Source organism: Streptomyces sp. NC-S4 (genome assembly GCF_054353315.1).
Window position 1 is genome coordinate 6,609,125 of sequence record NZ_CM135937.1, and the last position, 17,797, is coordinate 6,626,921.

Annotated in this window: 16 protein-coding genes and 1 tRNA gene; 9 read left to right on the plus strand and 8 right to left on the minus strand. The window is 74.5% G+C overall.

Translation table 11 applies throughout. The features are described 5' to 3' along the window. Nucleotides 1-263 precede the first annotated feature (263 nt). The 4 genes from ACXNSR_RS29740 to ACXNSR_RS29755 are packed head-to-tail and all read left to right on the plus strand — an operon-like array spanning nucleotide 264 to nucleotide 3,979. Nucleotides 264-2,606, plus strand: a complete 2,343-nt coding sequence (locus ACXNSR_RS29740; protein WP_458638428.1) for a sensor histidine kinase — start codon at nucleotides 264-266, stop codon at nucleotides 2,604-2,606. After that, the gene (locus ACXNSR_RS29745) at nucleotides 2,603-3,019 is read left to right on the plus strand and encodes a roadblock/LC7 domain-containing protein (protein ID WP_202199133.1); all 417 of its coding nucleotides are present in this window, start codon (nucleotides 2,603-2,605) and stop codon (nucleotides 3,017-3,019) included. Before ACXNSR_RS29740 ends, ACXNSR_RS29745 begins: the two co-directional genes overlap by 4 nt. Beyond that, the gene (locus ACXNSR_RS29750) at nucleotides 3,019-3,393 is read left to right on the plus strand and encodes a DUF742 domain-containing protein (protein ID WP_458638429.1); all 375 of its coding nucleotides are present in this window, start codon (nucleotides 3,019-3,021) and stop codon (nucleotides 3,391-3,393) included. The genes ACXNSR_RS29745 and ACXNSR_RS29750 overlap by 1 nt, the downstream gene beginning before the upstream one ends. Beyond that, nucleotides 3,380-3,979, plus strand: a complete 600-nt coding sequence (locus ACXNSR_RS29755) for a GTP-binding protein (RefSeq protein WP_458638430.1) — start codon at nucleotides 3,380-3,382, stop codon at nucleotides 3,977-3,979. Before ACXNSR_RS29750 ends, ACXNSR_RS29755 begins: the two co-directional genes overlap by 14 nt. Here ACXNSR_RS29755 and ACXNSR_RS29760 read toward each other — a convergent pair. From ACXNSR_RS29760 to ACXNSR_RS29780, 5 genes are all read right to left on the minus strand, one after another. Continuing rightward, nucleotides 3,969-4,889: an NAD-dependent epimerase/dehydratase family protein gene (locus ACXNSR_RS29760; protein ID WP_458638431.1), complete on the minus strand. Its 921-nt coding sequence runs from the start codon at nucleotides 4,887-4,889 to the stop codon at nucleotides 3,969-3,971. The two genes, ACXNSR_RS29755 and ACXNSR_RS29760, sit on opposite strands and share 11 nt — an antisense overlap. Then, the gene (locus tag ACXNSR_RS29765) at nucleotides 4,886-6,019 is read right to left on the minus strand and encodes a cytochrome P450 (protein ID WP_458638432.1); all 1,134 of its coding nucleotides are present in this window, start codon (nucleotides 6,017-6,019) and stop codon (nucleotides 4,886-4,888) included. The genes ACXNSR_RS29760 and ACXNSR_RS29765 overlap by 4 nt, the downstream gene beginning before the upstream one ends. A 116-nt stretch (nucleotides 6,020-6,135) precedes the next feature. Next, nucleotides 6,136-7,635, minus strand: coding sequence for an AMP-binding protein (locus ACXNSR_RS29770; RefSeq protein WP_458638433.1), 1,500 nt, complete (start codon nucleotides 7,633-7,635; stop codon nucleotides 6,136-6,138). Further along, a complete protein-coding gene (locus ACXNSR_RS29775) occupies nucleotides 7,635-8,390 on the minus strand; it encodes a glycosyltransferase family 2 protein (RefSeq protein WP_458638434.1) in 756 nt (251 codons plus the stop codon). Before ACXNSR_RS29775 ends, ACXNSR_RS29770 begins: the two co-directional genes overlap by 1 nt. Then, nucleotides 8,387-9,433 (minus strand): 3-oxoacyl-ACP synthase III family protein, encoded by a 1,047-nt coding sequence (locus tag ACXNSR_RS29780; RefSeq protein WP_458638435.1) that lies wholly within the window; start codon nucleotides 9,431-9,433, stop codon nucleotides 8,387-8,389. The genes ACXNSR_RS29775 and ACXNSR_RS29780 overlap by 4 nt, the downstream gene beginning before the upstream one ends. A gap of 249 nt (nucleotides 9,434-9,682) precedes the next feature. On the opposite strand from ACXNSR_RS29780, the gene ACXNSR_RS29785 reads away from it, so the two are divergent. Continuing rightward, on the plus strand, nucleotides 9,683-11,743 hold the full coding sequence (locus tag ACXNSR_RS29785) for a phosphocholine-specific phospholipase C (protein WP_458638436.1): 2,061 nt from the start codon (nucleotides 9,683-9,685) through the stop codon (nucleotides 11,741-11,743). On the opposite strand, the gene ACXNSR_RS29790 is transcribed toward ACXNSR_RS29785, so the two are convergent. Then, nucleotides 11,730-12,434, minus strand: a complete 705-nt coding sequence (locus ACXNSR_RS29790; protein WP_458638437.1) for a hypothetical protein — start codon at nucleotides 12,432-12,434, stop codon at nucleotides 11,730-11,732. The two genes, ACXNSR_RS29785 and ACXNSR_RS29790, sit on opposite strands and share 14 nt — an antisense overlap. A gap of 72 nt (nucleotides 12,435-12,506) precedes the next feature. Here ACXNSR_RS29790 and ACXNSR_RS29795 point away from each other — a divergent pair, with 72 nt between their 5' ends. Beyond that, nucleotides 12,507-13,262 (plus strand): alpha/beta fold hydrolase, encoded by a 756-nt coding sequence (locus ACXNSR_RS29795; protein ID WP_458638438.1) that lies wholly within the window; start codon nucleotides 12,507-12,509, stop codon nucleotides 13,260-13,262. Between the two features lie 71 nt (nucleotides 13,263-13,333). On the opposite strand, the gene ACXNSR_RS29800 is transcribed toward ACXNSR_RS29795, so the two are convergent. Beyond that, a tRNA-His gene (locus ACXNSR_RS29800) sits at nucleotides 13,334-13,406 on the minus strand. A gap of 205 nt (nucleotides 13,407-13,611) precedes the next feature. On the opposite strand from ACXNSR_RS29800, the gene ACXNSR_RS29805 reads away from it, so the two are divergent. Continuing rightward, nucleotides 13,612-14,736 carry a M24 family metallopeptidase gene (locus ACXNSR_RS29805; RefSeq protein WP_458638439.1) on the plus strand — a complete coding sequence of 375 codons (1,125 nt, stop codon included), beginning with the start codon at nucleotides 13,612-13,614 and terminating at the stop codon, nucleotides 14,734-14,736. A gap of 3 nt (nucleotides 14,737-14,739) precedes the next feature. On the opposite strand, the gene treZ is transcribed toward ACXNSR_RS29805, so the two are convergent. Beyond that, nucleotides 14,740-16,485 carry a malto-oligosyltrehalose trehalohydrolase gene (gene treZ / locus ACXNSR_RS29810; protein WP_458638440.1) on the minus strand — a complete coding sequence of 582 codons (1,746 nt, stop codon included), beginning with the start codon at nucleotides 16,483-16,485 and terminating at the stop codon, nucleotides 14,740-14,742. 110 nt (nucleotides 16,486-16,595) lie between these two features. Between treZ and ACXNSR_RS29815 the strand changes: the two genes are divergently transcribed. Together ACXNSR_RS29815 and ACXNSR_RS29820 are read left to right on the plus strand one after the other, a co-directional pair. Beyond that, nucleotides 16,596-17,159: an FHA domain-containing protein gene (locus ACXNSR_RS29815; protein ID WP_458638441.1), complete on the plus strand. Its 564-nt coding sequence runs from the start codon at nucleotides 16,596-16,598 to the stop codon at nucleotides 17,157-17,159. A 49-nt stretch (nucleotides 17,160-17,208) separates the two neighbouring features. After that, nucleotides 17,209-17,721 (plus strand): N-acetyltransferase family protein, encoded by a 513-nt coding sequence (locus tag ACXNSR_RS29820; protein ID WP_458638442.1) that lies wholly within the window; start codon nucleotides 17,209-17,211, stop codon nucleotides 17,719-17,721. Nucleotides 17,722-17,797: the final 76 nt, after the last annotated feature.

Genomic DNA, 17,797 nt, shown 5'->3' on the forward strand with positions numbered 1-17,797 from the left:
GGGCCCTGCGAGGCGTGCAACTGACGGACCACCCGCTCGGCACGGTGCGACGGCACGGGGCCCACTCGCCACCGGTTGACCGGCGGCCGGAACCCAAGGGGCCCGGCTTGGTGTCGAGTACGTCGCGGTTCGATTCCGATCCGATCTCTGGCCTGCGATGATTTCCCGTAACTAGCAGGCTTCGGCCCCTGAAGACACCTATCCGAAACTCCGCCATGTCTGGTTATGATCGGCCTCCCGCCGTCCCCCGCTCGCGAGGACCGATGTCTCCCACAGAACCCGAAGGCATACGACGGCAGTCGACGACCCGTCGGCGGCGCACCGTGCGTCTGCGCACCCTGCTGATCTGGCTGGCGGTGGTCCCCACCCTCGCCATGGGCACCCAGGTGACGGTGAGCGCCCAGCGCTTGCTGGCCCAGTCGGACAAGCTGCGGTCCGACGTGGCGGCCGCCGAACAGGTCGGCGCCCCGCTCTACACGCTCATGGTCGACATGCAGGCCGAACGGACGGCCACCGCCGCCCGGTGGGCGGGCAAGGACGGCGCCGACGGTGAACTGCGCGCCCGCCGCGACGCCACGGACCTGGCAGCGGCCGAGTTCCGCCGGCTGGCGGTCGATCCCTCGCGGTCCTTCGCCGAGGTGACCCGGCAGCTGGAGAAGCTGGCGGTCCACCGGCAGCGCGCGGACCTCCGCAGCGGCGCCGCCGACAGCACGCTGGCCTACTACTCCGAGGTGATCGGCAAGGTCATCCAGGTGTACCAGCAGGAGTTCAGCCACGCCGAGGACGCCGAACTCGCCCAGGCGAGCCGTCCCGTGGTGTCGATGCTCCAGGCCACCGAGATGGTGGCGCGCGAGGACACCGTCCTGGCCCTGGCCGGCCCGTCCGGGGAACTGACCTTCGCCGGCTACGACCAGTTCGTCAGTGCCCTGGGCGCCCAGCGGTACCTGCACGAGGCGCTGATCGTGCCGCACCTGACGGCCCGGGACCAGCGCTACTACGACCGGGTCGTCGGCTCCTCCGACTGGCAGACCAAGACGCGCATCGAGAGCGCGGTCCTCTCCGGGCACAAGGACATTCCCTCGGGCATCAAGCTGCCCGCCGACATCAACGGCTGGTCCTCCGCGCACTCCAACTTCTCGGTGCAGATGACCACGCTCAACATCGACCTGGCGCGCTCGGTGCTCGCCCGCGGCGAGGCCAAGGCCGACGAGCTGCAGACCGAGGTCGCCTGGCTGATCGGGGGCAGCGCCGGAGGGCTGCTGGCCGTCGTGATCGTGGTCGTCCTCACCACCCGCTCGGTGCTCCGCCGCCTGAAGAACCTGCACGAACGCACCGTGACCGTCGCCGAGGAGACCCTTCCCGAGGTCGTCGCCCGGCTCCGGCGCGGGCAGACCGTGGACCCCGACGCCCTGCCGGCCGTGAGCGGGGACCGGGACGAGGTCGGACGCATCAGCGACGCCTTCGCCCGGGCCGTCGCGGTGTCCGTCGACGGACACCGCGAGCTCGCCGCCGAGCGCCACGGATTCGGCCTGTTCGCCTCCGGTATCGCCTCCCGCACCGGAAACCTGGTCAGCCGCCAGCTGAGCCTCACCGAGGAGCTCCAGGACACCTTCGGCCACGACGAGGCACTGCTCGCCGAGCTGATGCGGGCGGACCAGCTGACGGTCGGCATGCGGCGGCAGATCGAGAACCTCCTCATCCTGGCGGGCGGCGAGGTCCCCGACCCGCACACCGAGCCCATGCGCGTCGCCGACCTGCTGCGCGAAGCGGCCGCGGAGGTCGAGGACTTCCGGCGCATCGAGCGGCAGGCCCTGGACGAGACCAGCGTGGAACCCAGCGCCATCAGCCAGATCAGCCACCTGCTCGCGGAGCTGCTGGACAACGCCACCCGGTTCTCCCCGCCGAAGTCCAAGGTGGTCATCCGCGCCGAACTGGTGACGGACGGGCTGTCGGTCGAGATCGAGGACCGCGGACCGCGCGTGAGCCCGGAGCGCTACGAGGAGATGAACGGGCGCCTGCACGAGGCCCCGCCGTACTCCGTGCTGGCGCAGAACGCGCACCGGCTCGGCCTCTTCGTGGTCGGGCACCTCGCCGACCAGCTCCGCGCGACGGTGACCCTGCGCCGCTCGGTGTACGGGGGCACGTCGGCGGTGGTGATCCTGCCCAGGCAGCTGCTGGTGACGACCGACCCGCAGGCCCCGCGCGAGATCGAGCCGCAGCCCCGGGTCCTGGAGCTGCTCCCGGCGCCGGCGCCGGCCGCCTCCGCGGCAGGCGAGCCCGAGCCCGCCGTCGCGCCCGCACCGGAGCCCGAGCCCGTCGTGCACACGAGCGCCGGGCTGCCGAGCCGCCGTACGAAGACGCCCGCACCCGCGGCCGCACCCGCGCCCGCGGCCGTGCCCGCGCTCGTACCCGCGCTCGCGGTCCGCCCGGCCCTCCCCGAGCGCGTCCCGCAGACCCACATCGCCGAACAGCTGCGCGAGCCCCGCGCGCAGGAAACCGTCGTCCGGCCCGACACCGCGACACCCGAAGAGGTGGCCGATGCCTGGGCGGACTACGAACAGGGGACCCAGACAGTGGAAGAAGAGCTCCGACGGGATCAGCCATGACCACCTCACCGAACACCACGGCAGCCAACGACGCGATCTACAGCGTCCTCGACAACAACCTGAGCAGGATCGCCGGCGTCCAGGGAGCCGTGCTGCTCTCCAACGACGGCATCAAGCTCAGCGCCTACCTGCTCGACGAGCCCCAGGCCGAGCGCATGGCGGCCGCGGCCTCCGGCATCGCGTCCACGATGAAGGCGATATCCCGCGAGATCGACGGCGGCCGCGTCATCCGCCAACTGGTCGAGATGGACGACCGGTACCTCTGCATCGTCGGATGCGGCGAGGGCAGCACGCTCATCGTGGTGACCTCCCGCAAGGCACGGCTCGGGGAGCTGGGCGGCGAGGCCGTACGGACCGCCCAGGCACTCGGCGAGTGGCTCGGCACGCCCGAGCGCGGCCAGCCGTCCGCGTAATGCCGCAGGACGAGCCACAGCCGCAGCCCCCGGGCCGCCGCCGCACGCGGCTGTACGCCCTGACCGACGGGCGTACGGCCGCCGCGCACGCCGTCCTCACCATGGACACCACCATCACGGCGGCGGCCGACGGCGAGGTGGACGGGACCCTGCCCACCGAGTGGCAGGAGATCCTCGCCATGTGCGCGCCGCCGGGCGGGCGGGCGGTCGCCGAGATCGCGGCGCGGATGCACATCCGCCTCACCCCGATGACGCTGCTCCTCGGCGAGCTCGCCGACCGCGGGCTGATCCACCACCGGCCGCCCCTGGCGGTCGCCGAGACCACCGACGTCCACCTGCTCATGAGAATCAGGGACAGCCTTGCCCGGATATGACAAGAACGCCCCGCAGGAACCGGCCCCGGTCAAGATCCTCGTCGCCGGTGGGTTCGGGGTCGGGAAGACGACCCTGGTGGAGACGATCTCCGAGATCGAGCCGCTGCGCACGGAGGAGCGGCTGACGGCCGCCGGCATCGGCGTCGACGATCTCGGCGGCATCGAGTCCAAGACGGTGACCACCGTGGCGATGGACTTCGGCCGGCTCACCCTCACCGACGCCGGGGTGGTCCTCTACCTCTTCGGCACGCCCGGCCAGGAACGCTTCTGGTTCATGTGGGACGACCTGCTGAACGGGGCGCTCGGCGCGATCGTGCTGGTCGACACCCGGCGCCTGGACCGCAGCTTCCCGGCCGTGGACTTCTTCGAGAGCCGCGGACTGCCCTTCGTGGTCGGCGCGAACTGCTTCCACGGCGAACAGCCCTACACGGCCGAGGAGATCGGAGCGGCGCTGCACCTGCGCGATCCGAACACGCCCGTCCTCATGCTCGACGCCCGCTCCCGCACGGACGTCCGCGGCTCCCTGCTCGCGCTGCTCGACCTGCTCATCGCCAAGGCGCAGGCCCCGGCGGGCGTCAGCGGCTGAGCCCCGACCGGGCCGCCGTCACCGAGGCCAGGTGGTCCGCCAGGTTCCGGTGCGGGACCCAGCCCTGGGCCCGGGCCCGCGTGAGGTCCAGGACCACCGGGTGCGCCAGCTGGTCCACCGCGTAGCGGCTGAGGGCCGGTTCGGTCCCGGCCACCGTCGCCACCGCTTCCGCGAGCCGGGCCGCCGCGGCCGCCACGGGCAGCGGGAGGTGCCGGATCCGGGCCCGGACGCCGTGCGCGCGCAGGACCGCGCCGATCGCGGCGTCGCGGCCGTAGGGCTCCCCGTCGGCGATGTTGTACGCGCCCGGCGCCCAGGCCCCCGCCGCCAGGCAGGCCCGCGCCAGGTTCTCCACCGCGGTGAGGCTGAGCGTCACGTCCGCGCCGGGCAGCAGCAGGGTGCCCGCCCGGACCCGGGAGAGCAGCCGGGGCAGCAGCGTGGTGTCGCCCGGCCCGTAGACGGCCCGGGGCCGCAGTACGACCGCCCCGGCGGCCAGCGCCAGGGCCTCGCCCGCCGCCTTCGTCCGGCCGTAGGCGTTCAACTGCCCCGCGAGCGGGTGGTCCTCGCCGACCAGGCCGCGGTCCGGCCGCGGATCGTAGACGCTCGCGCTGCTCACCCACACCACGGGCCGCCCGCCCGCCGCTTCGAGCAGCCGCCCGGTGCCGTCCACGTTGACCGCTCGCATCAGCGCGGCGGCGCGTGAGCCGGGGGCCGGATCGCCGACGGCCGCCGCGCAGTGCACCACCAGGTCCACGCCCGCCAGGTCCGGCGACTGCGCGGCGGCGTCCCAGAAGCGGTGCGTGCCCACCGGGCCCGGCCTGCGGCCCAGGCACACCACCTCGGCCCCGGCCGCCGCGGCGGCCCGCGCGACGTGCCCGCCGCAGAAGCCGCTCGCGCCCGTGACCGCGATCACGCCCCGGCCCCGCAGACCCCGGCCCGTACGGTCAGTACGCGCCAGCCCGGCAGCGCCGCCCCCCGGTCCACCCGGGCCCGCGTCACCACCGGCCGGTACGGGGCCAACGCGGCCAGGACATCGGCCAGTTGGGCCCGGGCCAGCCGGGCCCCGGGACACGCGTGCGGTCCGGCGCCGAACACCAGCCGGTCCACGGCCGGGCCGGCGGGCCGCAGCGCGTCCGGGTCGCGCCGGTGCGCGTCGGCCGCGTGCCGGGCGACCAGCAGCAGCCGGTCGCCGCCGCGCACCGGGCAGCCGCCGACGGCCCCGTCCGCCGCGGCCACCCGGGGCAGCAGCGGCGAGGCCGCGGTCACCCGCAGCAGCTCGTCGGCGAGCACCGGCCGCAGGGCTTCGTCCGCCGCCTGCTCCCACAGTCCCGCGTCGGCGCACCAGGCCACCGCCCGGGGCAGCGCGGCGACGGTGGTGTTGACGGCGGCCACCGCCACCATCGCCGGCAGGGCGGCGCCGGCGGGCCCCAGGAGCAGGCGGAGCCGGTCGGCGGCGCGGGCCGCGGCGGCCTCGGCGCGCGGGCGGCGCGGCCCCGGCAGATGGCTGCGCACGGAGGCGGCCGCCGCCTCGGCGGCGGCCCCGGCGACCGCCCGCGGGTCGGCGCCGGACCCCAGCAGGGCGCACACCACCGACCCGGAGAGCTCCCGCGCGAGGTCGACGAGGTCCACCTCGCCGTCCCGGTCCAGCGGCGCGAGACGGCGGACGAGCAACGGCCGCCAGAGCGACCGGAGATCCTCGACCCCGGCACCGCCCAGAGCGGCCGCGAGGCCCCGCCGGTCCGCCCGGTGCCCGCCGCCCTCCTGGTCGAAGAGCACACCCCCGTGCGCGCCCCCGGACCCCGCCCCGCCGTCGCGCAGGGCCGTCCGCGCGGCCGCGCCCGTCGTACCGGCCGCCGTCCGGTCGAGCGGCAGCCGGGTCAGCGCCTGGCGGTAGGCCTCCGGACCGTGCACCAGCAGGGTCCGGCCGAGCCGGCGCACCGGACGCCCGCGGGTGGCGGCGAGCAGCCCGAACAGCAGGGGATGGCTGCGCAGATAGACCAGGCGGTCCCGGCGGCGGGCAAGGGCGTGGGAGGTGGTGCTCATCGGGGGGTGTACCTCCGTGGAATCGGCGGACCGGGCGGGAGCGGCCGTGGAGGGCTCCGGGCGGGCGGCTGCGGAACCGGCCGTGACGCGGAGCCCCGGCCCGGCGGTGCGGGCCGTCATCGCGCGGGGCCCAGCCGGCGCGCCGCCAGTGCGGCCGTCGCCGCCCGGTCCGGTTTGCGCGAGCGTCCCGACAGCGGGATCCGCGCGAGCAGCAGGGCGTCGGGCCGGGCCGTGCCCATCCGCCGGACCGGCTCCGACAGGGCCGCGCGCAGGGCCCGTTCGTCCGTGCCGCGCCGCGGCTGTACGACGGCGACGAGCCGTTCGTCGCCGTCGCCGGCCGGGATCCCGACGAGTACGGCCAGCTCCACACCCGGCACGTGCAGGGCGGGCTCGTACAGCCCCGGGTAGATGTTCTCCGCCCGGCGCAGGACCATGTCCTTGCTCCGGCCTTCGAGGACGATGCGGCCCGCGCCGTCCAGCCGTGCCCGGTCGCCCGTACGCACCCACGGGTCGGGCTCCTCCCCGAGGTAGCGGTGGCGGGCCGCGGGGCCCGCCAGCAGCAGCTGCCCGCTCCCGTCCGGCTCGGCGCGCACGCCGGGCAGCGGCGCACCGACCAGGTCCCCGCTCTCCCCGGCCTCCTCGAACGCGGACTTCTCCCGCGCCTCGACCGCTGCGGCCGGGAACAGCTCGGTCAGCGCGTACACCCCCCAGGCCTCGGCCGCGCCCGCCGCGCGTACGCGTTCCAGCAGCCCGGCGCCGGCCGGCGCCGAGCCCGTCCACACCCGGCCGTGGAAGCGGGCGCCCTCGGCCAGCGCGTCCCGCAGCCGGGGCGGGGTCAGATAGGTGTCCTCGGGCCGCAGCCGGTCCAGCTGGCGGGCCAGCACCCGGGAGTTGCCCGCCGGCAGGGCGACGGCGGCGCCGCGCGCCAGCGAGGGGACGAGTACGAAGAAGGTGCCGCCGAGCACCGGCCGGTCCCCGCACGCGTCGAAGAGGGCGGAGACCGTGGCCATGCCGGCGGCCAGGCTCGCCCGGGTGTGGACGACGGCCCGCGGCAGCGAGGTGGTCCCGGAGGTGAACACGATCACCGCGTCGGCGTCCCCATCCAGGCCGTCGCCGTTACCGGGCGCGGGCACGCCCCGGCGGGTCGCGCCCAGGTCCAGGGCGGGCGCGCAGCCCGGCAGCCGGGGCCCCACCGTGGCCACCGGCCCCAGCTCGGCCAGGTCCGGCAGCGCGAGCCGGGCCCGGCGGGCCAGCGGCCGGGCCCAGCCCGCCACCGCCTGCGCGGCCGCGTCCGCCAGCACCAGCGCGGGCCGGGCCAGCGCGAGGCGGGCGCGCAGCACGTCGGGTCCGGCACCCGGATCCAGTACCGCCCCGCGCAGCCCGAGCCGCCACAGCGCGAGCAGGACGGCCAGGGCGCGCGGCCCGGGGCGTACGGCGACGCCGACGGTGTCCCCGGCGCGCAGTCCGCGCGCGTGCAGGGCGGCGGCGAAGGCGTCGGCCAGCTCGGCGAGTTCGCCGCGGGTGGCGCGCACCCGGGGCGCGCCGCCGCGGGTGGTGGTGAGTACGGCGGGCCGCTCGGGGCGGCTGCGCAGCGTGTGGTCGAGGAGGTCCAGCATCAGCGGGGGTCGTCCGTTCCGTGCGTGCCGCTGCCCTGGTCGAGGTACCAGCGGGCGGTGCCGGCGATCCCGTAGGCCCGCAGCCGCCGCGTCGAGTTCTCCACGACCATGTCCCGGCAGTGCGTGATCCGGTCGGTGTGGCGGCGTACCGCGTTGAGGAAGAGCCGGTCGGTCGGTGAGGGGCGCCGGGGCATCCCGCCGACGCCCAGGTACAGCTCGGCCGTGATGGCCATGTTGTTCCCGGCGTGCATGCGGTACGGCGCCCGGTAGCCGCGGCGCCGGGCGTGCCCGGGCCGCAGCCGGCCGAAGAGCGCGGCGAGGGCCACCAGCGCGACGAACCCGGCCCGGCCCAGCGGGCCGTGCTCGTCGCGGCGGGCCACGATCCGCCCGCACACCAGCCCGGGGCTGCGGTGCAGGGCGCTGCGGGCGGCGCCGGTCCAGCCGGGCCGGGGCAGGCAGTCGGCGTCCGTGCGGGCGAGCAGGGCCGCGCCGCGGCCGATCGCGTACCGGAAGCCGGTGTCCACCGCGGAGCCGACCCCCTTCTCCGGCTCCTCGATCACCTCCACCGGGAAGGGCGCGCCGGCCGCGAACGCGCGGGCGACGGCGCCCGTACCGTCCGTCGAGGCGTTGTCGACGACCAGCAGGGTGAAGTCCCGGTCCCGCTGCGCGGCGAGCGCCCGCAGGGTGCCGGCCAGCCGGGCCTCCTCCTCGTGCGCGGGCACGACCACCCACATCGCCGGGGCCGCGGCGCTCACGACTTCTCCCAGACCATCGTCATGATGCTGATGCCGCCGCCGAGACCCACGAACAGCACCCGTTCCCCCGTGGTCAGTTCGTCGAAGACCCGGTCCAGCTGGAGCCCGATGCTCGCACTCGCCACATTGCCGAGCTCGGGCACCGTCACCACCAGCTTCCCGGCGGGCACCCCGGTCAGTTCCGCGAACCGCTCCAGGTACGGCACCGTCACCTGGTGCACCAGCACCTTGGCGAAACCGTCCCAGTCCATGCCCGTGCGGTGCAGCGTCCGGTCGATGACGGCGGTGCCCACCTTCTCGAAGACGCCCCGCAGTTCGTGCCCGTCGCCGCGGAAGTACGTGTACGCGTCCCCGCGCGGGTGCCGCGATCCGCCGCCCGGGATGCCCCCGACCTCCCAGTGCTCCGAATGGGTCTCGGTGTCCACGTCGACGATCCCGCCGCGCTCCACGGCCTCCACGACCACCGCCGCCCCCGCGTCGCCGAAGGTGTACCCGGCGAAGCCGTCGCGCAGTTCGGCGAGATCGGCCGGGTCCTTGCGCACGGCCCTGCTCGGCGTCTCGCCGGTGACCACCAGGGCCCGCCGTGCCCGTCCGGCGAGGATCATGGAGCGGGCGAGGTCGATCCCGTTGACGAAGCTGTTGCAGGCGTTGGTGACGTCCAGGGCGTGGGCGCGCGAGCCCAGTTCGGCCTGCACGATGTGCGCGGTGGCGGGCTCGACCAGGTCGCGGGAGGCGGACGCGAACAGCAGCAGGTCGACGTCGAGCGGACCGAGTCCGGCGGCGGCCAGGGCCCGGCGGGCGGCGCCCACCGCGAGGGTGGAGGCGTACACGCCCTCGCCCGCGACACGGCGGGAGACGATTCCGGTGGCCTGGGTCAGCAGCCTCGGCGGCAGCGCCAGCCCACTGCGGTGCGCCACCTCCCGCTGAAGGGCGTCGGAGGACAGCACCTCGTCGGGCAGCAGGCTGCCGACGGCGGTTATCCCGGCACGTATCGCGGCGGGCGCCCCGGCGTGCGGCAGCGGATCACATGGCTCGATGAACATGCACACACGATGACAAGCCGGCCGCGCCGGAGCCTGAGTACGGATGCTCAGTCCGGCGCCGCCCGCGGCACGGTCCGCCTGAGTACGGGGACCGCCCGGATCGCGTCCGCGGGGTACGCGGGTCGTCCGGGAGGCTTTCGTTCTCCAGGTGTACGGCGCAGTGTCACGAGGTGATCCCCGTCCGGTACCGGGGGGCCGCTGTCCTTGGGGCGCCCCTCGACTCCCCCCTCACCCGCAGAGGTCTCTCCCATGGCAGAACTCAACCGTCGCAGGTTCCTGCAGATAGCCGGTGGCACCGCCGCCCTCACGATGCTGAACGACAGCATCGCGCGGGCCGCCGCCATCCCGGCGCAGGGCACCACCGGAACGATCCAGGACATCGAGCACGTCGTCGTCCTGATGCAGGAGAACCGGTCCTTCGACCACTACTTCGGCGCGATGAAGGGCGTCCGGGGCTTCGGCGACCCGCGGCCGGTCCTCCAGGACAACGGCAAGCCGGTCTTCTTCCAGTCGAACGGGACGAAGGACGTCCTGCCCTTCAACCCGCAGGTCCAGGACCTCGGCATGCAGTTCCTGGAAGGGCTCGACCACGACTGGGCCGGCGGACACCAGGCCTACAACAATGGTAAGTACGACAAGTGGGTCCCGGCCAAGACGGCCACGACCATGTCGTACATGACCCGGAACGACATCCCGTTCCACTACGCCCTCGCCGACGCCTTCACGGTGTGCGACGCCTACCACTGCTCCTTCATCGGCGCCACGGACCCGAACCGCTACTACATGTGGACGGGCCACACGGGCAACGACGGGGTCGGCGGCGGCCCGGTCCTCGGCAACCAGGAGGCCGGCTACGGCTGGAAGACCTACCCGGAGCGCCTGGAGTCCGCCGGGGTCTCCTGGAAGGTCTACCAGGACATCGGCGACGGCCTGAACGCCGCCGGTTCCTGGGGCTGGATCAACGACGCCTTCCGCGGCAACTACGGCGACAACTCGCTTCTGTACTTCAACGCCTACCGCAACGCCCAGCCCGGCAGCGCCCTGTACGAGAAGGCCCGCACGGGCACGAACGTCAAGGCGGGCGGCGGCTACTTCGACCGGCTGCGCGCCGACGTGACGGCCGGCACGCTGCCCCAGGTCTCCTGGATCGCCGCCCCCGAGGCGTTCAGCGAGCACGCGAACTGGCCGACGAACTTCGGCGCCTGGTACATCTCGCAGGTCCTGGACGCGCTGACCGCGAACCCGGCGGTCTGGGCGAAGACCGCCCTGTTCATCACCTACGACGAGAACGACGGCTTCTTCGACCACGTGGTCCCGCCGTACCCGCCCGCCTCCTCGGCCTGGGGCCTGTCCACCGCGGACGTCTCGAAGGACCTCTACGCCGGTGGCGGTGGCTACGCGGCCGGACCGTACGGGCTCGGCCCGCGCGTCCCGATGATCGTGGTCTCCCCGTGGAGCAAGGGCGGATACGTCTGCTCCGAGACCTTCGACCACACCTCCGTGATCCGCTTCATGGAGAAGCGCTTCGGGGTGCAGGAGCCCAACATCTCCCCGTGGCGCCGCGCCGTCTGCGGCGACCTGACCTCGGCCTTCGACTTCACCCGGGCCGACGCCGCGCCCGCCGCGCTGCCGTCCACGGCCGGGTACGTCCCGCCGGACAAGAACCGCCACCCCTCCTACCACCCGACCCCGCCGGCGACCGGCGCCCTGCCCCCGCAGGAGGCCGGCTCCAAGCCGACCCGCGCGCTCGGCTACAACCCCTACGTGGACGGCGCCCGCACCGTCTCCACCGGCAAGTTCACCCTCACCTTCGCCTCCGGACCCACTCTGGGAGCCCACTTCCACAGCACCTCGGGCAACCGCACGGACGGCCCCTGGCCCTACACGGTCGAGGCGGGCAAGACCCTCTCCGACACCTGGTCCACCAGCAGCTCCACCGGCAACCAGATCAACCTCACGGTGTGGGGCCCGAACGGCTTCCTGCGCACCTGGAAGGGCCCGGCGAAGAAGGCCGGCCCCGAGGTCACGGCCCGCCACGCGGCGGCCACCGGAAACCTGGCCCTGACCCTGACCAACTCCGGGACGGCGGCCGTCAACCTCACGGTGACCAACACCTACGGCGGCGCGACCCAGACCCTCAGGGTGGCGGCCGGCGCGACGGTCTCCCACACGGTGGACCTCGCCGCCTCCGGCAGCTGGTACGACGTGAAGGTCGTCTCCGACGCCGACACCACCTTCCTGCGCCGCTTCGCGGGACACGTGGAGACCGGCGCGCCGGGCGTCTCGGACCCGGCGATCAGGACCGTCTGATCCGGTCCTCCGGTGCGCGCAGCAGCCGCCGTTCCAGGACCGGGAGGTCCGCGGGACGGTGGCTGCGGGCGTGCCGCAGCAGGAGGTCCCGCGCGGTGTCGGGCACCCGGCGCCGCTTCGGGTGCCGGGTGGTGAACTCCTCGCTCGCGAAGAACCGCACGGCCCCGTCCAGGCCGGCCCGGTCCGTCTCCCGCACTCCCCAGGCGAGTTGCTCCGTCGGGGTTCCGGCGAGCAGCCGCCCGGGGGCCCGCTCCGCGAGCAGCCACGCCGCGTCCCGGGGCTCGTCCCGTACGGCGCCCAGCCAGCCGAACAGCGTCCCCGGCGGCACCCCGTGCGGCGCCCGGGGCTCCTCCTCGCCCGCGGCGAGGGCCCCGGCGTACTCCCGCAGTTCCGCGGGCGCGGCGGCCACCCACCGCGCGCGGTGCCGGGCGGGGATGCCCTCGGGGGACAGCGGGTCGAGCAGGCGCCGCACCTGCGGCACGTGGTGATCCGCGCGCAGGTCTTCGTGGCACATGCATTCGAACGTGTCGTCCACGGGACGGTCGCCGACCGGTCGCCGCGCCGACTCCACCGCGCCGATCTCGGCCGGATCGCTGATCACGTACGTCCCGGGGTGATGCGGGTGGCGCGCTCCGTCGGAGCGCGAGAAGTCACCGATGACCAGGGGCTGCGGGCGTGGTGTCGGGTTCACGGTGTGATGGTAGATCCGGTGGGCAGAACCCTCGGCGTCGGAATTCTTCGCCACGTCACCGAGGGAGAACGCATGGCCATCGCCCACCGCCGGATCGGCACCGGACCCGTCCGTGTCATCGTGCTGCACGACTGGTTCGGCACCTCCGCGAACTGGGGTTCCGTACTGGACCACCTGGACCCCGAGGGCTTCAGTTACGTCTTCCTCGACTACCGCGGCTACGGCGACCGCCGCGACGTCCCCGGCCGCCACACCCTGGCCGAGATCGCCGACGACGTCCTCGAACTCGCCGACCAGCTCGGCTGGGACACCTTCTCCCTCCTCGGCCACTCCATGGGGGGCAAGGCGGTCCAGCAGGTCCTCGTCCGCGCCCCCGAGCGGGTGGAGAAGCTGATCGGCCTCGCCCCGGTCCCGGCCGCGCCCTACGCGATGGACGACGCGACCCACGCCCTCTTCCACGGCGCCGCGACCGATCCCGAGAAGCGCCGCGTGATCCTCGACCTGGTCACGGGCAACCGGGCGAGCCGGCACTGGCTCGACGGGATGGTCGCCCACTCGCTGGCCGTCTCCCGTCCCGAGGCCTTCGCCGGCTACCTCGCGAGCTGGCAGCCGCTCGACCTGTCCGCCGCCGTGAAGGGCAACACCGTCCCGGTGCTCGTACTCGTCGGGGAGTACGACCTCGCGATCACCGCGGATGTGATGAGGGACACCTGGCAGGCCTCCTACCCGGACTGCCGGGTCGTGACGGTCCCGGGCTCCGGCCACTACCCGCCGCACGAGACCCCGGTGACCTTCGTCACCGAGGTGGAGGCCTTCCTGCGGATCTAGCCGGGCGGCGCGCCGGGCACACGAAAAATCCCGTGGGGTACGAGGAACCTCGTACCCCACGGGATCATCAGGGTGAGTGACGGGACTTGAACCCGCGGCCACCTGGACCACAACCAGGTGCTCTACCAGCTGAGCTACACCCACCACGAAGGGCGGCGTACCGCCCGTTCGATGTGCAAGCACAGCATAGCCGATCAGAGGGGTGCTCCGGCGACGCCTTATCGGGTGGTGGACCCGCTTCCGGCCCGGCCGGAGGCGGGGGCGACGGCGGCCCCGGCGGCGGCCGGCCGGCCGGCCCGACCGGCGTGGCCGCTGCGCTCGCGGCGCGGCTCGCGGGAGGATCACCCGTATGACTCGTGAACCCGCACCCTTCACGGCCGATGACTACGCCGCCCGGATGGCCGCCGCCGCCCAGACCGCTGCCGACGCGGGACTCGCCGGGCTGCTGATCGCCCCCGGACCCGATCTCACGCACCTCACGGGATACCGGCCCACCGCCGAGACCGAGCGGCTGACCCTGCTCGTGCTGGCCGCCGGGCAGGACCCCGTGCTCATCGTGCCCGCACTGGAGGCCCCCGACGCGCAGAAGGCACCGGGCGCCACCGCGCTGACCTTGCGGGACTGGGCCGACGGGTCGGACCCGTACGCCGTCGCCGCCCCGCTGCTGGACTTCCGCGGGCGCTTCGGGGTGAGCGACAACACCTGGTCCCTGCATCTCCTCGGCCTCCAGAGGGAGTTGCCGAACACCTCCTACGCGGCGCTCACCGACTGCCTGCCCATGCTCCGCGCGGTCAAGGACGAGCGCGAGCTGGAGCGCCTCGCCGCGGCCGGGGCCGCCGCCGACGCCGCCTACGCGCAGATCCTCCACCTCCCCTTCGCCGACCGGCGCGAGACCGACGTCGCCGAGGACCTCGCGGCCCTGCTGCGCGCGCACGGCCACTCCCAGGTCGACTTCACGGTCGTCGGCTCCGGCCCCAACGGGGCCAACCCGCACCACGAGGCGGGCGACCGCGTCATCCGCCACGGCGACATGGTGGTCCTCGACTTCGGCGGCCTGCGCTTCGGCTACGGCTCCGACATCTCCCGCACCGTGCACGTCGGCGAGCCCACCGCCGAGGAGCAGCGGGTCCACGACATCGTCCGCGAAGCCCAGCAGGCCGGCGTCGCCGCGGTCCGGCCGGGGGTCTCCTGCCAGGAGATCGACCGGGCCGCCCGCGCCGTGATCACCGAGTTCGGCTACGGGGACCGCTTCATCCACCGCACCGGCCACGGCATCGGGGTCACCACCCACGAGCCCCCGTACATGGTCGAGGGCGAGGAGCAGCCGCTGGTCCCCGGCATGTGCTTCTCCGTGGAACCGGGCGTCTACCTGCCGGGCCGCTTCGGCGTCCGCATCGAAGACATCGTGACCGTCACCGAGGACGGCGGGCGCCGCCTCAACAACGCCCCGCGCGAGCTGGCCGTCGTGCAGTGACCCTCACGGGGCCAGGACGACCGCCGTCTCGCCCGGTACGTGGATCCGCCCGTCGGGACCGGGGTGACCGACCGGCTCCCAGGAGGCCAGCACCCGTACCCCGTTGCGGCCGAGCGCGATCGTCACCGGCTCCGGGGAGAGGTTCACCGCCACCCGGACGTCGCCCCGCCGGAAGGTGAGCCAGCGACGCTCCTCGTCGTGGGCGACCCGGACCGCCGCCAGGTCCGGGTCGCGCAGGTCGTGATGGGTGCGGCGGAGCGCGATCAGGGTCCGGTACCAGTCCAGCAGGCGGGCGTGGTCGGCCTGTTCGGGCTCCGTCCAGTCCAGGCGGGAGCGGTCCCGGGTGGCCGGGTCCTGCGGGTCCGGGATCTCCTCGGCCTTCCAGCCGTGCGCCGCGAACTCCCGGCGCCGGCCGGCCCGTACCGCCTCGGCGAGGTCCGGGTCCGGGTGGTCGGTGAAGTACTGCCAGGGTGTCCTCGCCCCCCACTCCTCGCCCATGAACAGCATCGGCACGAACGGCCCGGTCAGGGCCACGGTCGCGGCGCACGCCAGCAGTCCGGGGGAGAGCGAGGCGGAGAGCCGGTCGCCGAGCGCCCGGTTGCCGATCTGGTCGTGGGTCTGGGTGTAGCCGAGGAACCGGTGGGCCGGGGTCCGGCGGTGGTCCACCGGGCGGCCGTGGGTACGGCCGCGGAAGGAGGACCAGGTCCCGTCGTGGAAGAAGACCCGCGTCATGGTCTTGGCGAGGGCGGCGAGCGGGGCCTCGGCGAAGTCGGCGTAGTACGCCTGGGACTCGCCCGTCAGCGCGCAGTGCAGGGCGTGGTGGAAGTCGTCGTTCCACTGGGCGTGCAGGCCCAGGCCCCCGGCGGCGCGCGGGGTGGTGGTGCGCGGGTCGCAGCGGTCGGACTCGGCGATCAGGAACAACGGGCGGCCGGTGGCCACGGCCAGTTCGTCGACGGCCGCGGACAGTTGCTCCAGGAAGGTCAGTGCCCGGTCGTCGGCCAGCGCGTGCACGGCGTCGAGCCGCAGCCCGTCGATCCCGTAGTCGCGCAGCCAGGCCAGCGCGCTGCCGAGCAGGTAGGCGCGCACCTCGTCGGAGCCGGCCGCGTCCAGGTTCACCGCGGAGCCCCACGGGGTGTGGTGGGTGTCTGTGAAGTACGGGCCGAAGGCGGGCAGGTGGTTCCCGGACGGGCCCAGGTGGTTGTGGACCACGTCCAGCACCACGCCCAGCCCCGCCTCGTGGGCCGCGGCCGTGAAGCGGGCCAGGCCGGCCGGGCCGCCGTACGGTTCGTGCACCGCCCAGGGCGCGACCCCGTCGTACCCCCAGCCGTGCCGGCCGGCGAAGGAGCAGACCGGCATCAGCTCCACGTGCGTGACGCCGAGGGCGGTGAGGTGCCCGAGCCGGGCGGCGGCCGCGTCGAAGGTGCCCTCGGGGGTGAAGGTGCCGATGTGCAGCTCGTACAGGACCGCGTCCTGGAGCCGGGTGTGCGGCGGCGGCACCGGCCGCGGGGCGAGGGTCTGCGGGTCGACCACCGCCGACAGGCCGTCGGGCCCGTCGGGCAGGCGCCGTCCGCGCGGGTCCGGCCGCGGGCCGTCGCCGTCGAGCAGGAATCCGTAGCGGCTCCCGTCGGTGGCCGGGGCCTCGGCGGTCCACCAGCCGTCCCGGTCCGGATCGCGTGCCATGTCGTACGTCGCCCCGTCGAGCAGCATGGCGACGTGACCTGTCAGTGGTGCCCACACCTCGAACTGCACGGACGGTCCCCTCGTCGTAGGCGGTGTCCAGCATGCGTATCGTGCCCATCATTCCGGGCGTGGCGGGGGAGTTCTGGACACTCCGGCCCCGACGGGCCGACAATCACCCTGTGACGTCGAGTTTCGAGATTCCCGCCTTCCCCGCGCCGCGGCTGTCCGACGCCGAGCGCGACCGGGCGCTGGGTCAGCTCCGGGAGGGCGCGGCCCTCGGCAAGCTGTCCCACGACACCTTCCTGCGCCGGATGGAACTCGCCCTGGTCGCCCGCCGCTCCGAGGACCTCGCCGTGCTCACGGCCGACCTCCGGTCCCGGCAGGCGGCCGAAAGCCCCTGGACCCGTCGGCTGTTCGGCTGGGTCGGCCGCGCCTCGGCCGTGTCCCTCGGGGTCCGCCGCGCCTGGAACGCCGAGCGCCTGCCCAAGCTGCTGCTGCCGCATCCGAGCGCGGCGGCCCTGCGGATCGGCCGCGACCCCGGCAACGGGCTGCGGCTCAGCCACGAGACGGTCTCCCGGGCGCACGCCGAGCTCAGGCTGCAGGGCGGGGTGTGGGTGCTCAGGGACCTCGGCTCCACCAACGGGACCACGGTCAACGGGCACCGGGTGACCGGCTCCGCTGTGGTCCGCGACGGGGACCAGGTCGGCTTCGGGAACATGACCTTCCGGCTCTCGTCGAGCTGAGGGCGTCCCCGCCGCCCGGCCGGCGGGAGCGTGTGCGCAGGATGGGGTCATGGAAGACACCTCCCTCGTGCGCCGCGCACGCGTCGGCGACCTGCCCCGCCTGGTCGAACTCGTCCACGAGCACGTGGCGTACGAGAAGTCGGCGCCGCGCCCGCCGGACCTCGCCGGCCGGCTCGGCCCGCAGCTCTTCGCCGAGGACGCCCGGCTGTGGGTGCTGCTCGCCGAGACCCCGGACGGCACGGTCGCCGGATACGCCGCCTGCTCCGCCGAGTTCTCCTTCTGGGATGCCCGGCACTACCTGCACATGGACTGCCTCTACCTGGCGGAGGAGGCCCGCGGACACGGCCTCGGAGCGGCCCTGATGGACGGTGTGACGGGTCTGGCCCGCGAGCTCGGCCTCGACCAGGTCCAGTGGCAGACCCCGGACTGGAACGAGGGCGCCATCCGCTTCTACGACCGGCTCGGCGCGGCCGGACGCCCCAAGCAGCGCTATTCCCTGGCGGTGGAGCCCGCCCGGGGCCGGGACGGGACACCCGCCGGGCCCGGTTCCGCTTCGGGCTGACCGCGCCGCGCCGGACGGCCGGCGCGGGCGTGCACCGTGCACTCCTGTGCGCCCCCTTGTGCTCCTTCGGCGCGGA

What these genes read in the sequence shown, in the direction of transcription:
- ACXNSR_RS29740 (WP_458638428.1), top strand. Translation starts at nt 264, where the DNA reads ATGTCTCCCACAGAACCCGAAGGCATACGACGGCAGTCGACGACCCGT.
- ACXNSR_RS29745 (WP_202199133.1), top strand. Translation starts at nt 2,603, where the DNA reads ATGACCACCTCACCGAACACCACGGCAGCCAACGACGCGATCTACAGC.
- ACXNSR_RS29750 (WP_458638429.1), top strand. Translation starts at nt 3,019, where the DNA reads ATGCCGCAGGACGAGCCACAGCCGCAGCCCCCGGGCCGCCGCCGCACG.
- ACXNSR_RS29765 (WP_458638432.1), bottom strand. Translation starts at nt 6,019, where the DNA reads ATGAGCACCACCTCCCACGCCCTTGCCCGCCGCCGGGACCGCCTGGTC.
- ACXNSR_RS29770 (WP_458638433.1), bottom strand. Translation starts at nt 7,635, where the DNA reads ATGCTGGACCTCCTCGACCACACGCTGCGCAGCCGCCCCGAGCGGCCC.
- ACXNSR_RS29780 (WP_458638435.1), bottom strand. Translation starts at nt 9,433, where the DNA reads ATGTTCATCGAGCCATGTGATCCGCTGCCGCACGCCGGGGCGCCCGCC.
- ACXNSR_RS29785 (WP_458638436.1), top strand. Translation starts at nt 9,683, where the DNA reads ATGGCAGAACTCAACCGTCGCAGGTTCCTGCAGATAGCCGGTGGCACC.
- ACXNSR_RS29795 (WP_458638438.1), top strand. Translation starts at nt 12,507, where the DNA reads ATGGCCATCGCCCACCGCCGGATCGGCACCGGACCCGTCCGTGTCATC.
- ACXNSR_RS29805 (WP_458638439.1), top strand. Translation starts at nt 13,612, where the DNA reads ATGACTCGTGAACCCGCACCCTTCACGGCCGATGACTACGCCGCCCGG.
- ACXNSR_RS29820 (WP_458638442.1), top strand. Translation starts at nt 17,209, where the DNA reads ATGGAAGACACCTCCCTCGTGCGCCGCGCACGCGTCGGCGACCTGCCC.